The following is a 15,185-nucleotide window of genomic DNA, read 5'->3' as shown; positions in this document are numbered from 1 at the left end:
CACCTAGCACCTAGCACCTAGTACTCTTTCACATATATTTTGATCAGTTGCCCTTACTTAAATTCAGGTAACTGATCTTTTCCAATCAATAATTCAATACTCCTGCTTTTTCCAGTAACTGATGTTATAAATTTCTTCTTCTTAAGAACTGAAATCATTGAATGAACACTTGAAGATGCGGTTCCAAAGTAGCGCTCAAAATCACTTTCAGCAGGCGCAATCCCATTCACTTTTGTGTAGTAATAAATAAATGCTAAATACTGACCTTGCTTTGCTGTAAACAGTGGCGACTCTTCTTTATTCATAATGAACTTTTACCCTAATCAACGATCCTTTAACTCATATAAACTTACTTAATATTGTTATGAACCGAAAGTATATTGTTGAATTATCAGAAGAAGAAAAACAAGAATTAGTAGACTATTGCAAAAAAGGCATGGTCAATGTTCGAAAGTACAAGCGGGCTGCTATTTTGTTAAAAGCTGACCGTTGTAGATATACAACAGAGCAAATATGTGAAGCAGTTCAAGTGAGCTCTTCCACCGTATTTCGAGTCAAACGCCAGTTTGTTGAAGAAAATCTAGCGGCAGCTTTGAATGAAGGTGCACGAAGTGGTGCAATGAGAAAAACTTCTGCGAAAGATGAAGCAACGTTAATCGCCACAGCTTGCACTAAGCCACCAACAGGTCACGCTAGATGGACATTATCTTTACTTGGAGAGCGATTAGTTACGTTAACCGATTTAGATAGTATCTCGTATGAAACAATATGGATGCGCCTTAAATAGAATGCACTAAAGCCATGGCAAAAAAAGATGTGGTGTGTGGCGACAATGGATGCTGAATATATCGCGCGGATGGAACATGTGCTCGAGTTGTATGCTGAGCCAGCAGATGAGTTAAACCCCATAATTAACTTTGATGAGGCGATGAAACAACTGGTAGATGATACTCGACCGGCACAACCAATGAAGCAGGGGCAGACTAAGCGGTTAGATTATGAATATAAACGTGTAGGTGTGGCCAACTTATTTGTATTCTTCGATCGCCATCGAGGGTGGCGGCATGTTAAAGCAACAGAAAGAAAGACGAAAATTGACTTTGCTAATTGTATGAGGGATTTAGTTGATCTTCATTATCCACATGCGAACAAAATAAAAGTTGTGTTAGATAACTTATCAACTCATACAGAAGGAGCGTTATATAAAGCATTTTCTCCACAGGAAGCACGCCGGATTTTAAATAAACTAGAGTTACATTACACACCAAAACACGCGAGTTGGTTGAATATGGTCGAGATAGAAATTGGTAATATGAATAAGCAATGTTTAGATAGACGTATAGCAAGTATGGAAGAACTAAAGACAGAACTCGCGGCCTGGGAATGGAGCAGGAATAAAGAAAGAACAAGTATAAACTGGATGTTTAATGTTGAATTAGCTCGTGAAAAACTTCAGAGGGCCTATGGTGCCCTCAACTAGTCAGAACTTGTGTGATGAAGTACTAGCACCTAGCACCTAGCACCTTCTGTCTTTTTCCTTTCCACTTTCCCCTTACTACTTTCACCTTTCTCCTTTGCCTGGGTGTGCATATACGCACAGAAGCTGTTCGTTTTACGCTATTTTCATTATATAAATCCTAAGCTAAGCTGTACCTAGTTTCACGATTCTCATGGGAAATGAGTATGTTAAAGAATTCAAAGTCAAGTTATGGCTGGGTGGCCATCTTAGTGCACTGGTTAATGGCACTTGGGGTGTTTGGTTTGTTTGGCTTAGGCGTATATATGGTTGAGCTAACCTATTACGACGCTTGGTACAAAGGCTCTTTGGACTTGCATAAAAGCGTTGGTATTACCTTAGCGGCATTATTGCTGTTTCGATTTGGTTGGCGCTTGTTAGGCACCCAACCTGAGCCTGTTGCAGGCAGTTCAAAAGCAATGAATCGAGTTGCACACTCAGCCCATAAACTAATTTATTTAGCTTTAGTCGTCATTGTGACATCAGGCTATTTAATTTCTACGGCTGATGGTCGTGCAATTGAAGTATTTAATTTATTTGCTGTACCGGCATTACCAGAGTCGGTCGCAAACCAAGAAGATATTGCAGGTAAAATTCACTTTTATGCCGCGTATGGGCTAATAGCTGTGGTTGTTTTACATGCTTTAGGGGCACTAAAACATCATTTTATCGATAAAGATAAAACCTTAATTAGAATGATCAAACCATTGAAGGATGATTAAAATGAAAAAATTACTATTAGGCACAGCACTAAGTGCTGCACTTTTCTCAACAGCAAACGCAAATGCAGCTGACTACGTTATTGATACAGATGGTGCGCACGCATTTGTCACTTTTAAAATTAAGCATTTAGGTTACAGCTGGTTACATGGTCGTTTTAATACTTTTTCAGGTGACTTTAGTTATGACGATAAAGCGCCTAATGCATCTAAAATCAATGTAACGATTGATACTAAAAGCATCGACTCAAATCATGCTGAGCGTGACAAGCACTTACGCGGAAAAGACTTCTTAAATGTTGATAAATACCCAACGGCAACATTCAAAAGCACCTCAATCAAGTTTGATGAAGACGGTGATGAAGCAGATGTAACAGGTGAATTCACCTTAAATGGTGTGACTAAAACCATTACTTTTGAAATTGATAAAATTGGTGAAGGTAAAGATCCATGGGGTGGATACCGTGTTGGTTTTGAAGGTGAAACAAGCCTTAAACTAGCTGACTATGGTATCGACTACAATCTAGGCCCTGCTTCTACGCATGTTGATATCGGTTTATTCATTGAAGGTGTGCGTAAGTAAGCACCATTAATACGACTGCCAATTCGCATAACTATGTGGATTAGGAAATTAAAAGTGCCGCTCAATGAGCGGCACTTTCGTTTCTATCTTTTAACCTTTTTTCTAAAATGGGCTGTAAATTATCAGGTAGCCAGCGAACTAAAACATCATGAAAAGCGTTTGTGTGAGCTATTTTTTCAAGGGTTTCATCTAGTAGTTTTACCGTTTCTTTGCCTTGTTTGTTATTTGTACAACCTATATAACCAACGCTTAATGCCGGTGCTTCGGTGAGTGTCAGTTGGGTCAATTCATCTTTAAAGCCCATTGAGTGCGCCAAATAGTAATGTTCGCTAGGGTAGCCAAGTAATATATCAATGCGCTTCTTATGCAGCATATAAGTTAAGCTTGCGAGTGTATCTCTGCCGGGGCGTGAGATAATATTAGCGTCATGGCTTTCGTTAATCACGCTATCTATATCGGCGCCAAACGAGCGGCTCATTGATACCCCTAATGCCAAGTGTTTTTCGTTTAATAACGATTTTAAAGACACGGGTTTTGTCACGTCTAACTTAAGTTTTGTGGCTAACTCTTTACGTATGGCAATGGAGGGTGATAAACCCACTGTTGAAGTGTGCTCTGTAAACTGAATATGCTGCTTACGGTGCTCGCTTTGATATAACGACAGCATACAATAATTGTTGTGTGGGTTTGATAGTTCATGCACGGCGCGACTGGCTGGCAATAGGGTGCGTTTAAATGAAACCTCTGGCAGAAATTGCTCTAGTAATTTGATCACACTTTCGTCACGACCTGTGCCTTCGTACTTGTCATTCATGATGTAGTAGGGAGCAAAATCAACCATGATCCATTCGATTGACTTCGGTTGCTTGGTTGCAGCAACTGGCAGGCAGAAAAGTAATAGTAAAATAGAGCACGTAAAACGCATTTTTACTACCTATTTGTGGGCTTAAAATATAAGTGTAGCAGGAATTTAGCTATATGCAGGCTGGTGATGAAAAACTAAAACGCCAGCGTATTGGCTGGCGTTTATCGGTAGGGTTTAGTTGGCTTTTAGCCACTTCACAAATTGGCGTGCATCACTGGCCTTTTGGAAGATGGCGTTTTTTAAGCCTTGCGTGTCACTAAAAATTACACGCTGTTTATTTACCGAGATTGATTGCACTGGGTGTGCGATCTGGATCAAAGATCCGTTGTATTTATATGACATAATAAAACTCACTCTTTCTTTTGTCTGTGTCTGTAGAGCTTTAATAGGCATTTAAAAAATACAGACCGACATTTGTTGTCTTGCTAACAGTGTTGACTAAGTTTGTGACAGTTTGGTGATGATTTGAAAATTCATCAAAATGTCATTTAGCAAACGAGTTGCAAGTATTTATACGAATATGCGGGAATTACTGGATCAAGGTAAGGGGTTAACCGCGTGGTTTCTAAAAACCAGACAAGTAGATTACTGTAAGAATTAACTAAGCGCAAGGTTTATTTTTTAAACATCAAAAATAATTTCTGGATGTTTAATAGAAACGGGCGTATTGTGATTAGGCACAAAATAACAATAAGAAGTATGCATATGAATTACCTTTTGGTGTCAGATATATTTGGTAAAACAGCGCATTTATCGCTGCTTGCCCAGCAGCTTCGCGGTAAGGTGAGTCTTTGCGACCCTTACCAAGGAGAAATTCAGCTCCCTATAAATGAGCAGTTTCAATACCAGCATTTCTTAACACAATGCGGCCATGATAGTTATTTTGAAAAAGTACATTTAAAAATGGCTGCTATTCGTCAGCCAACCACGATTATTGCATTTAGTGCAGGCGCTGCTGCCGTTTGGCGAGCTCAAGCAGAGTTAAAAAATTCATTCATTAAAAAAATTATTGCCTTTTATCCATCCCAAGTCAGATATCATCTTGAGCTTGAGGCTAACGTCCCTTGTCGATTTATTTTTCCTCACAGTGAAGAGCATTTTGATATTAAGCCTGTGGTTGCTTCATTAAAAAGCAAAGCAAAGGTGAGCTGTGAAATAGCCGACTTTGGTCATGGTTTTATGAATCCGTTATCTGAAAATTTTAATCAGTTTGGCTATCAGCAATTTACAGAAAAACTGTTAAAAGAAAGTTGTCATCTAGAAGTTACCACCAACCATTAAAAACTAGTCTATAGTCATTACTAAACAATAATATAAGTAATAACTATGACGGACCAAGCAAATTACAGCCATTTCTTATCTAACCCGGTTGCTAAACCACCTTGTCGAATGATCAATGCGCAAATGTACGGATTTTTTGTTGCTGGGTGTGAGCAAAAAATGCAGCAGTATGTTGATGCCACTTTAAATTTACTAGCAACCGAATCAACCTCGTTTAATGTGTTAGGGAGTACTTGTTTACTTACCTTTACTGATATCGAAAAAATCTCTTCGTTAACGCCACCTTTTTCAGATCATGGCTGGATGCAAGAAACCGATATTATTATTTGGCTTCCAGTGGCAAAAATGCTCGATGGTGATATTAGCCATTTGTATTGGTATCCGGCATTTATTAGCGTCAATAATATTTATGCCTTAATTAATGGCCGAGAAGCCTGGGGCTACAATAAATACCTCTGTGAATACCAAATGCCAGCTGCTGTGAGTGATGCGGGCGCCTTTAGCATTTCTTTAGAATGTTTTGATGTGTTTAACCCAGACTCTAAATTAGCGATGCATGAGCTATTAACCATTGAGCAAACGCAGGCAAGTACCAAGGAAAACCTACTCGATAACTTATCGCAATTTTCTAAACACGTTACAGACTTGTTTGATGCGCAAATTAAAGGCATTGATTTATCGCTTCTTAGACAATTGTTAAGCGGGTTTATACATCCGCAGATGGATCAGATTTTGTTTAAACAATTTCCCGATGGTGAAGGGGGTAAAGCCGTTTATCAAAGCGTGGTTCACTCACCATCGTTAATAAAAAAAATTCACCAATTAAAACTTTTGCACAATGATTTTAGTTTGGATGTAAAAGCCCTTGCGAGCTTTCCTCTGAATGACATGTTTGGCATTGCACTTGGCAAACAAGCGGTTCATTTACCCTTTTACGTCAATATGGACTTTGACCAGCTTGGCGCAACACAACTGTTACCGGTACAGGGGTAACCATGGAAAAAGAAAAAATTACCATTGTCGGTGGCGGTGTTGCAGCGATGACCGCGGCAGTGTATTTAACCGAGCAAGCTAATTGGCAAAGCCAGCGCGAGATTACCATTTATCAACAGGGGTGGCGCCTTGGTGGTAAAGGGGCGAGTGGCCGAAACGCCCATTTTGGACAGCGAATTGAAGAACATGGTTTACATGTTTGGTTTGGTGCCTACGTAAATAGCTTTCGCACCTTAGAAGGGGTGTATAACGCACTCAATCGACCAGCTAGTTGTTCATTGGCTACTTGGCAGCAGGCATTTAAACCACACAGTTTTATTGCTTTACAAGAGTGTATTGATAACGAATGGCAAACTTGGCCGATAGATTTTCCTACCGTTGAAGGGAACCCCGCTGATGGCAGCCTAGATATAACAGTGTGGGACTTTGTCACCATGACATTAGCATGGCTAAAAAAATGGACCGAAGGCATTGAGCATGTTTGTCAGCAGCAAGATGCTAAAACCACTTTAGTGACAAAAAAGTCACGGGATCAATCGTTACTCAACTACATGTACCAAGAAATCAAAGCAGACATTGATACCCATTTAAATGGCGCAAAGCAGTTTATTGATGATATTGAAGCAGGCGCAACTGAAATTGCCTCGAACCCACGAACATTGATAACTCATTTGCTGCAGTTCACCGAAAAGCAGGCCACTCATACAGATAAACAGGCCGATCGATTGGTGATTTGGTATATCGTCAGAAAGTTAAAACGTTGGTTTAAAGACCAAGTTATTGATTTGCTCGATGACAACCCAGAGCTGCGCAGACTTTATATTTGTGCCGATCTTGCGATTGCAATGCTCACCGGATTGATTAAAGACAAAGTATATCGCGACGGTTTTGGTGTCATTAATTGCTTCGACTTTCGTCAGTGGCTCGAAAAAAATGGTGCTAACAAAACTTACAGTGTCGATTCAGCGCCAGTGCGTGGCTTTTATGATTTGGTGTTCGCATACCCGAAAGGTGACTTTAATAAACCCAATGTTGAAGCAGGCGTTGCCGCCCTTGCCATGTTACGTATAGGTCTTTGCTATAAAGGCGGCGTGATGTGGAAAATGCAAGCTGGGATGGGCGATGTCATTTTTGGGCCAATTTATGAACTTTTAAAGCAGCGCGGCGTTAAGTTTAAGTTTTTCCATCAGTTAACTAACTTAGCCGCAGGGCAAACTGACCAAGGTGAACAGCTGGTAAGTAAAATTGAGCTTTGCCAACAGGTGAGTTTAGTTGGCCAAGATTATGACCCGCTCATTGATGTTAAGCAGCTACCATGCTGGCCAAGTGAGCCTCTGTATGAGCAAATCAGCTCTGAACAAGCGCACTTATTACAAGAATATCAAATCAATTTAGAGTCATTTTGGAGTAATTGGCCTGAAGTGTATCAAGAGCACTTTGGTACCCCATTGCCAACAGTGACGCTTCGCCATGGTATTGATTTTGACACACTTATTTTAGGTGTATCGGTTGCCTCACTTGAACACGTGGCCCCTGAACTTTTAGCTGTAGATTACGCGCTCTCTCAACAAGCTACAAAAGTACAAAGTGTAGCGACTCAGGCTTGCCAAGTATGGTTGAATAAAACCGACCAACAACTTGGCTTTACGCAAACCAATGCCGCTCATGAAGGACCTATTTTAAGTGGCTTTGTTGAGCCGTTTGATACCTGGGCGGCAATGGGCAACTTGCTCGATAAAGAAGATTGGCCAAGTGAAGATGCGCCCGTGAACATTGCCTATTTTTGCAGTGCATTTAGCTGCGAAAACTATCCACCTGCCAGTGCTCATCAATTCCCAGAGCAAATGAAAGCCGAAGTAAAATCAAATATGCATAATTTGTTTAGTGCAGATATGCGGCCACTTTGGCCTCAAGCCTATATTGATAACAAATTTGATTGGCAGGTTTTTTACAGTGATCCGCACAGCATTTTACCTGCTCTCGAGCAACAATACTGGCGCGTTAATGTTGATCCCAGTGAGCGCTACGTCTTATCTGTGGTTGATACAAGTAAATACCGCCTAGCTACTGATGGCAGTCAGTTTGTCAATTTGCGCATCACTGGCGATTGGATAAAAACCGGTGTTAATGCTGGCTGTGTTGAGGCTGCTGTAATGGCCGGTATGCAAACAGCGCGGGCAATATGTGGTTGGCCAAGCGAAATTAGCGGAGAGCATGCATTCGAAAAAAGTTAGGGTGAGCAAAGTTATAAATAAGTATGCGTATAAGTCATGAATTTTCATGATTTATATGCGACTTTAATCTATTGTTTGGTCTATACTTACCACTAAATTACAACAATTTAACAAGTTTCCCTCTTTTAAGGTCTAAAAGCCAATGAAGCGACCCTTTCTGAATGATCCTAAATTTATGATGATGTCGAGCACCTGCTTGGCAGTATGTGTAATGGCAAGCGCTGTTGCACAAGGAGCTGAGACTGAAAAAGACATGGAAGTTATTAGCGTTTATGCACAAAAGCGTCCGCAAGCAATTGAAGATGTGAGTGTAGCGGTAAGCCAAGTGGATGGCGAAATTTTAAAAGCTCAGCATTTTAAAGATTCAACTGAAATTGGCTTGTTTGCGCCAAATGTTAAAATCACCCAAAACGCCGCAGAAGGGACGCCTCCCGCTGTGAGTATCCGTGGGGTGGGGTTACTTGATTACAATACGGCGAATACCTCACCTGTTGCTATGTATCTTGATGGCGTTGCGGTGGGGTCTGCTAATAATCAAATTGTTAACTTGTACGATATCGAACAGCTCGATATTTTACGCGGCCCGCAGGGTACCTTGTTTGGTCGTAATTCTACCGGTGGTGCAATACTTATACGCTCAAATCGCCCTGAGTTTGATAGCTATGGCTCGTTGACATTAGGCGTTGCCAACAATAATGCCACCAGCGTTGATGGTATGTGGAACCAGCAACTATCAGGTTCCAGTGCATTACGAATTGCGGTTAACTATCAAGACTACGAATACTCAACAAAAAACACTTATGCAGACTCGCCAACAGCAGGCATGGAGCAAAAAAATGCCCGTGTGTCTTTTTTGTCTGAGTGGGATGAGGTTGATCTTTACCTGCAAGCGCATATTGAAGATTGGGATGGTATTGCCCAGCCAGTTGGTAGTATTGGTATTGTCGCAAACCCTTTAACGGGTGAGCTGTGTTCACCAGCAGATGCGGGCTCAACACGCTGTTTTGATAACTTTGGTTTTAATGATGGCAGTGATGACTTCTTTGCGGTGAGCGTCAATAACGACTCACCTCATAAATCCGATGGCTACGGTTTTATTGCTGAACTGAATTGGCATTTAAACGAGCAAAGTACATTTACTTCACTGTCGAGCTTTAACGATTTAGAAAGAAGCCACGCTTTTAACTGCGATGGGTCCCCAGCTCGTTTGTGCGAAGGGGTATTAGGGTTAGATACCCAACTATTCAGCCAAGAATTCAGGTTATTAAACGAACTTGCTGATTACACACTCACCAGTGGTATTTATTTTGCCGATGAGACAATTGAGCAAGATAATTTAAATGATATTTTGCGTGATTTCCGGGGTGTTTTACCGACAAATTTAACCGCGACCTTTATCTACTATAACGAAATCAAGATGCAAAATTTGGCTGTATTTAGCCAAATTGAAGTGCCTGTCGCAGATAAATGGATGATTACAGCCGGTCTTAGATATGACTATGAGTCACTTGAGTATGACTCAATCGCCACCTTAAATGCGGTGGTTGATGTAAACGACTTAGACGGGGTACTGGTACCATTTTATCGTGTTACCGATGAGCAATCGGATAACGGTTTTACCGGGCAATTTGCCGTTAATTATCGCTATTCAGATACAAGCAATCTTTATTATCGTTTTGCTAATGGTAGTAAAAGTGGTGGCTACAATGGTGGCTTTTTGTCATCCGAAGAACAAGCAATCTTGGCAAACTACGGCAAAGAGCGCTTAAATGCTCATGAAATTGGCTTAAAGTCGTTCCGGCCTGGGAAGCAACTTAGAATGAATTGGGCGGCGTTTTATTATGATTATAACGACCAACAAGTGTTTATGAACCAAGCGTCAGAAACACCGCAAATGCCCCCAGTGCAATTACTTGAAAATGTGGCTGATTCAACTATTTACGGCCTTGAAACTGAAATTAATTACCAAGCAACTAAACAATTAGCCATGCTACTTTCAGTAGGCTATATCCCTCATGCTGAATTTGAAGAATACGTTGATCCACTTGGTAATAGTATTACCGATAACCAACTACCATTTACTTCTAAATGGAATGTATCAGCGGGGTTAAAATACGACACCAGCTTGGCGTCGTATCCGTTATCGGCCAACATTATTTACGATTATCAGTCTGAGTTTTATTTTGACCAGAACATGAACCCATATGCCCGCCAAGACGGTTTTAGCATTGTTAATGCGCATCTAAAATACGATGTTGAAAATTGGTCATTTACTTTATGGGGCAAAAATTTATTTGATACTGAATACAGTCAGTTAAAGTTCGATTTAAGCTCGTTCCTAGGCATGCTTGAAGACTTTAAAGGGGAAGGGCGTCGCTATGGCTTTGATGTTTCACTGCAATTCTAGTCGTTGCCATCTCCACACTGGTACAGGGGTTTTGTGAATGCGGTTTAAGCTGTATTTTAGTACTCTGCTGTTTTTGTTGTTATTAAGTGTTTCGGCTAATGCACAAGAGACGTTTGTCTACACCGATGCTGTGGCTGATCAAAATCTTCATGATGTCGGTGATGTGTTTACGGCGAACGATAATATGTTCCCGCAATCGGTGGCTGAAATTGATACTTGGCGAGCCAGCAAAAAGCCACAATCTCGAATAAGCTCGGTTGGTGGTAGTTATTGGTTAATTGTTGAAATTGAAAATCAAAGTGATATCGAAGATTTAGTGCTCTATCCGTATAACACCTTGGTTTCAAAAATAGAAAGCCGCATTTACGATATCACTGATCCAACAGCCCCCATACAGCACTTTGTAACGGGTGGTAAAGAGCCAAATCAGTTTGCATTCCACTATGGTAATCGTTTGTCTCTTGAGAAAGGCAAGCGCTATACGCTAATTACCTATTTTGAAAGTGACTACTTTTATACCCCTGCAAAGCTAGTATTAACGCCATACCAAGATTATTTTCAGAATATAACCGTTGAAAATATGGTCATGATGCTCTGCTTTGGGGTGGGTATTGCGCTTGGCTTATATAACTTATTAATTTATTTGGTTTCCCGTGATGTGACACATCTTTACTATGCATTATTTACTGCATCTTGGGTGTTTGCTTGGAGCCACTTTTTCCATATTTCGGATCAGCTATTTGGTTACTATAATCCTCACCTTCATTGGCTTGGCTTTGCGCTCACGCCATTAACCAATATTCTGTTTTACAACAACTTGCTTAAACTCAAAGAGACATTTCCAAAACTGGCGCAATTATCATTGATGGTGGGTGTGATCGCGACCTTGGGTATACCGTTTTGTATTTTATGGCCAAGCTTTGGTTTTTATTGGTCAACGTTAGTGACGGGCGTTGCTTTATGTTTAGGCTTATACATAGGTATTCGCTGTATGCTTATTGGCTTTAAGCCAGCGCGATATTTTGTGCTTGCTTACATAGCCATGATGCTACCGAATATGGTAGGTAATTTAACTAATTTAGGCTTGCTGCCAGCAACCTCCATTAATTTATATTTATTGGGTTTGATAGGCACCGCTATGGACGCTATGTTGCTGGCGTTTGCTGTGGCCGATAAGTTTAGACTGCTTCACGATGACAACGTAGAGCTCAACAAAAATCTAGAAGAAAAAGTCCATTTAAGAACGTTGGAGCTTGAAGAACTCGCCTCAGAGCTTCGCGATGCAAATGAGGCTAAAAGCCGTTTCTTAGCGAATATCAGTCATGAAATTCGCACCCCAATGACGTCAATCATTGGTTATGCAGATGGCATTATGCTCGGGGATATTAAGCCCCATGAGCGCAACCATGGAATTGGGGTTATTTTGCAAAATAGTCGTCATGTTCTTGGATTAATTAACGATATCCTCGATATGTCGAAGATTGAAGCTAACAAGCTCGAAATTGATTTAGTCGAAACAGACTTGTTTGCCACGATTGCCAATATAGAGTCGCTCATTGGCAAGCAAATTCGCGATAAGGGCTTAAAGTTCAGTGTCGATTATCAGTTCCCATTACCAGACTACTTGATTACCGATCCGAGTCGATTAAGGCAAATCTTATTAAACTTAACAACCAATGCCCTTAAGTTCACGCAAGTGGGGCGTATAACCTTAACTGTGAGCTGTCACAACGATAAGTTGTCAATTAGTGTAAAAGATACTGGCATTGGTATGACTGAAAAAGAGCAGCAGTTGTTATTTAGTGCTTTTTATCAAGCGGATTCGAGTATTTCTCGGCAATATGGTGGTACTGGGCTTGGTCTTAATATTTCAAAGAGCCTTGCGCAGAAATTGGATGGGGATATCAGCGTTAAAAGTAATGTCGGCTCTGGCAGTGAGTTTATTTTCACTATGTCGGTGTACACCACAGACAACACTCGTTGGCTCAATGATATGAGCGAAGTGAAACTTGTTGAAACCTCACCGTTTAGTAAGCTTGATGCACCAGAGAATTTAAAGGGTAGGGTATTACTTGCCGAAGACCACCCAGACAACCGACGTTTAATTGCGCGAATATTAGAGCGTATGGGGCTGACAGTGACCACTGTTGAAAATGGTAAAGACGCAGTACAAGCAACCCTCGAAGACAGCTTTGACCTTATTTTGCTCGATATTCAAATGCCGATTATGGACGGCCAAGAAGCTTTAAAAATGATGCAAGCAACCGGAGTAAGCGTGCCTATCATTGCGCTAACAGCGAATACTATGAAGCATGAAGTGACGCGTTATATGAAGCAGGGCTTTAATGATTTGATTGCAAAACCAATCGATAGAAATGCCTTTAGTCATAAAATTGCCAGTTATTTAGAATGCGATGAGTTAGCAGATATAAAGTTGCCTGAAAAAGAGTTTCAGGCATTAAAAAGTGATTATATAAAAGGGTTAGAGACACAGTACAAAGAAATGCTAGAACAATATAAAAAAATGGATTTAGAAGGGTTCAGCAAAAATGTGCATATGCTCAAAGGTGCAGCTAATATGTTTGAGTGTGAAATGCTGTATGTAAAAGCAGTGGCTGTCGATACGGCCTTAAAAGAGGATACTGTAACCTTGGATACCCAGTTAATTGGCTCATTATTTAATGCGATGGAAAATGAATTTACCAAGGTAACCCATTGATTGCTTGAATAGCGGCTATTTATTTGTAAGCACAGACAAATTAGCTATTTCTTGATATTAATATTGTTAAAACTCTTTGCTGAGAAGGCATGATGCAGTATCAACATATTTCAGTCCCCTCGAGCGGCGCGCAAATTACGATTGATAGTAAGGGCCAATGGCATATTCCTGATAACCCGGTTATTGCTTATATTGAAGGCGATGGTGTGGGTCAAGATATTAGCCCGGTGATGCGAGATATTGTCGATGCTGCGGTGAGTCATGCTTATCAAGGTGATAAACAAATACATTGGATGGAAGTGTTCAATGGCGAAAAAGCGGCAGCATTATACGACGGCGACTGGTTCCCGCAAGAAACCCTACATGCCGTTAGGCAGTATAAAATTGCCATAAAAGGGCCGCTAACAACCCCCCTTGGCGGTGGTTTTCGCTCTTTAAATGTGGCTCTTCGTCATGAGATGGACTTATTCGTTAACATGCGGCCCATTCGCAGTTACCCGCATTTACCTTCTCCTTTAAAAGAGCCTGAAAAAACCCAAATCACAGTAATACGCGACAGCTCTGAAGACGTTTACTCGGGCATTGAGTGGCAGGCTGGCAGTATTGACAACGAACGTATGCTTGATTTCTTATGCCAAGAAATGGGTGTCACCCGACTTCGTTTTGATAACCAATGTGGCATTGGCATTAAAAATAGCTCGAAAGAGGCGGCAGAGCGACTAATGCGTTACGCACTCAACTTTGCCCTTAAAGAGCACAGTGAATCACTGACTGTGGTGCACAAAGGCAATGTACTTAAATTTACCGATGGAGCCTTTAAACGTTGGGCATTTGCCTTAGCAGAGCAAGAGTTTAACGCTGAAGCGCATGAAAATGGTCGTTGGTTAGTGATCAAACGAGATAATCAAGATGATTTAATCATCAAAGAAGTCATTGCTGATAACATGCTACAACAAGCGCTGCTCACCCCAGAGCAATTTGATGTGGTGGTAACAACCAATCAAAACGGCGATTACTTAGCTGATATGCTAACCGCACAAGTTGGTGGGGTAGGTATTATGCCTGCGGCAAACTTAAATAATGAAGTGGCCTTCTTTGAACCGACTCATGGTACATTTAATCGCATCGCCGGGGAAGACAGTGCAAATCCAACAAGCAGTATTTTAAGTGCGGTCATGATGCTACGTTTTATGGGTTGGCACGAAGCGGCGAATAAAATAGAAAAAGCCCTAGAAGAGACGCTTACAGCGAATGAAATGACGTTTGATTTGGCTAACTTAGTAGCCGATGCGACGATGCTTAGTTGCAGTGATTTTGCAACAAGCATCATCGCGCGAATAAGTAACTCAAATAATGAACCATATTAAGCGGCATTGGCGCTTTTAACTGCGTAGACACATGGTTTACCTGTTAACTGTGCTGCACGTTGATAAATGTGCTCTGCACCTGGCTCATTGCTTGTCATGCCTGTTAATGTATCCATTAACGCAACCACTAAAATAGCTGGTACTTGGCAGCAGTATTCATCGAGCACCGCAGTTGTTGTTTGTGCATCAACATGGCAATGAGGGTGAGTACGTACTGTGCTATATGCTTTTAACAGTGTGTCTGCTTGTAAAACATCATCATCTTGATGTTTGGTTTTACGACATTGGCAACCAAACTCATCAACCATGGTTGCCAGTGTTTGGTAAATTTCTTCGCAAGCTAAATCGCTTTTTTTACAAAGCTGCTGCTCGATGAATGAGTGTAATTGACCATTGATGTAAAGGCCGTCCTGTTGAGTGAATTGCGCTGAAGTTTCCATAATCATTTTCTCTTTGTTTATGTGCTTAACTTCACTCTAGCCCTTCACTCATTATTAATGA

At 41.0% G+C, this 15,185-nt stretch carries 12 protein-coding genes and 1 pseudogene; 10 read left to right on the top strand and 3 right to left on the bottom strand.

Annotated elements, in window-relative coordinates:
• Positions 1–53: 53 nt before the first annotated feature.
• On the bottom strand, positions 54–305 hold the full coding sequence (locus CWC02_RS00370) for a LexA family protein (protein ID WP_138615795.1): 252 nt from the start codon (positions 303–305) through the stop codon (positions 54–56).
• A 59-nt stretch (positions 306–364) separates the two neighbouring features.
• Here CWC02_RS00370 and CWC02_RS00365 point away from each other — a divergent pair.
• The 3 genes and pseudogenes from CWC02_RS00365 to CWC02_RS00355 all read left to right on the top strand — a co-directional run bounded on the left by CWC02_RS00365 (position 365) and on the right by CWC02_RS00355 (position 2,818).
• Positions 365–1,480 (top strand): annotated as a pseudogene (locus CWC02_RS00365) (IS630 family transposase).
• Positions 1,481–1,683: 203 nt separating this feature from the next.
• Positions 1,684–2,238 (top strand): cytochrome b, encoded by a 555-nt coding sequence (locus tag CWC02_RS00360; RefSeq protein WP_138602332.1) that lies wholly within the window; start codon positions 1,684–1,686, stop codon positions 2,236–2,238.
• 1 nt (position 2,239) lies between these two features.
• The gene (locus tag CWC02_RS00355) at positions 2,240–2,818 is read left to right on the top strand and encodes a YceI family protein (protein ID WP_054552925.1); all 579 of its coding nucleotides are present in this window, start codon (positions 2,240–2,242) and stop codon (positions 2,816–2,818) included.
• 61 nt (positions 2,819–2,879) lie between these two features.
• Here CWC02_RS00355 and CWC02_RS00350 read toward each other — a convergent pair whose 3' ends face one another.
• Entirely contained in the window at positions 2,880–3,743 is an 864-nt protein-coding gene (locus tag CWC02_RS00350) for a TIGR02285 family protein (protein WP_054552926.1), read from the bottom strand.
• Between the two features lie 53 nt (positions 3,744–3,796).
• Between CWC02_RS00350 and CWC02_RS20705 the strand changes: the two genes are divergently transcribed.
• From CWC02_RS20705 to icd, 7 genes are all read left to right on the top strand, one after another.
• A complete protein-coding gene (locus CWC02_RS20705; RefSeq protein WP_171043800.1) occupies positions 3,797–3,943 on the top strand; it encodes a hypothetical protein in 147 nt (48 codons plus the stop codon).
• A 445-nt stretch (positions 3,944–4,388) separates the two neighbouring features.
• The gene (locus CWC02_RS00345; protein WP_138615793.1) at positions 4,389–4,964 is read left to right on the top strand and encodes an alpha/beta hydrolase family protein; all 576 of its coding nucleotides are present in this window, start codon (positions 4,389–4,391) and stop codon (positions 4,962–4,964) included.
• Positions 4,965–5,009: 45 nt separating this feature from the next.
• A complete protein-coding gene (locus CWC02_RS00340; protein ID WP_138615791.1) occupies positions 5,010–5,957 on the top strand; it encodes an acetoacetate decarboxylase in 948 nt (315 codons plus the stop codon).
• A gap of 2 nt (positions 5,958–5,959) precedes the next feature.
• Positions 5,960–8,191 carry an NAD(P)-binding protein gene (locus tag CWC02_RS00335; protein ID WP_138615789.1) on the top strand — a complete coding sequence of 744 codons (2,232 nt, stop codon included), beginning with the start codon at positions 5,960–5,962 and terminating at the stop codon, positions 8,189–8,191.
• 142 nt (positions 8,192–8,333) lie between these two features.
• Positions 8,334–10,598 carry a TonB-dependent receptor gene (locus tag CWC02_RS00330; RefSeq protein WP_249364063.1) on the top strand — a complete coding sequence of 755 codons (2,265 nt, stop codon included), beginning with the start codon at positions 8,334–8,336 and terminating at the stop codon, positions 10,596–10,598.
• Between the two features lie 37 nt (positions 10,599–10,635).
• Positions 10,636–13,317 (top strand): 7TM diverse intracellular signaling domain-containing protein, encoded by a 2,682-nt coding sequence (locus CWC02_RS00325; protein ID WP_138615787.1) that lies wholly within the window; start codon positions 10,636–10,638, stop codon positions 13,315–13,317.
• Between the two features lie 92 nt (positions 13,318–13,409).
• On the top strand, positions 13,410–14,684 hold the full coding sequence (gene icd, locus CWC02_RS00320) for an NADP-dependent isocitrate dehydrogenase (RefSeq protein ID WP_138615799.1): 1,275 nt from the start codon (positions 13,410–13,412) through the stop codon (positions 14,682–14,684).
• Here the strand turns inward: icd and CWC02_RS00315 are convergent.
• Entirely contained in the window at positions 14,681–15,124 is a 444-nt protein-coding gene (locus tag CWC02_RS00315; protein ID WP_138602318.1) for a hypothetical protein, read from the bottom strand. The genes icd and CWC02_RS00315 overlap by 4 nt on opposite strands.
• Positions 15,125–15,185 lie beyond the last annotated feature (61 nt).

The sequence above is a fragment of the Pseudoalteromonas sp. S2721 genome, from assembly GCF_005887425.1.
Lineage (GTDB): Bacteria > Pseudomonadota > Gammaproteobacteria > Enterobacterales > Alteromonadaceae > Pseudoalteromonas > Pseudoalteromonas simplex.
The sequence above is the reverse complement of the archived record's forward strand: the minus strand, read 5'-3'. Positions and strand labels throughout refer to the sequence as shown.